General features: G+C 62.6%; 1 pseudogene. It reads right to left on the bottom strand.

Annotation, left to right across the window (positions count from 1 at the left end):
* A pseudogene (locus tag EN884_RS37270) lies at positions 1-642 on the bottom strand (hypothetical protein); the annotation flags it as partial.
* Between the last annotated feature and the right edge of the window lie 243 nt (positions 643-885).

Below are 885 nucleotides of genomic sequence, written 5' to 3'. Positions count from 1 at the left end.
GCGCAGCACACGCGCCGAAAGCGCCATCTCGAAACGGACGAGTTCTTTCAGTTGCGCATTGGCATCGGTCGTCGATGCGCCGGCAGCGGGCACTTCGACCGTATAGTCGGCGGGCGTGAGGCCATAGCTTGAAGCCTCGCCAAGCACCCGCACCGCATCCTGCGCACGGCTGTTGAGGCTGGTTCCGCTTATCCAGATGAAATCCGGATTGGCCGAGTAGTACGCGATCAGCGCCTTGGCGATGTCGGGCTCGGCTAAGAATTCGTAGTCGCCCAAGCTGGCAACCGCATCACGAAACGCGGCACCCGTAGCCGACGGGACGAAGGCGGCGTCCTGCGGTGTCGCCTGCGCCGGCGTCGCGGCCAATGCCGAGAAGTCGACGCGAACCAGCCGGTCGGCCTTGTAGGTGTAGTAGGACGGGCTGCTGATCTTCACATTGCCGCCGCCGCCACCGGACACTTTCGGCTTTGGCTTGTTCTTCGGTGGCGGGGGCGGAAACTCGCCTTTCGGCGCATGCCTGACGCCGCCGCCGAAAAGCATGTCGAAGAGCCCCTGCGCGCCTGCCTGGGGTACACCGAAAGCCAGCGTCGCCGTGATTGCCATCAGCGGCATCACGGTTGCTTTGTTTCCGAGGAATTTCATGAATCACCCGCTCCGGCCGCAACCGGTTCCCGTTCCGCACGCTCGATCGTCCCGCTCACCGCATGGCGGATGTAAGGCGCGACTATACTGATTCATACCGATTTCGTTAAGCTTTCATAAATTTTGGAAAGCCTGTTGCAGAACGGTTTCACAAGATCGTGACGGCTGGAGCGGAGGGTGGTTCCGCCCCAGCCGGAAATCCCCGCGGGATCAGGCGTTGGCGCCGCCGTCGATGGTCAGGGC

The organism is Mesorhizobium sp. M7A.F.Ca.AU.001.01.1.1 (genome assembly GCF_004022735.1).
Lineage (GTDB): Bacteria > Pseudomonadota > Alphaproteobacteria > Rhizobiales > Rhizobiaceae > Mesorhizobium > Mesorhizobium ciceri.
Note: the sequence above shows the minus strand (reverse complement) of the source record. Positions and strands in the feature narration are given on the sequence as shown.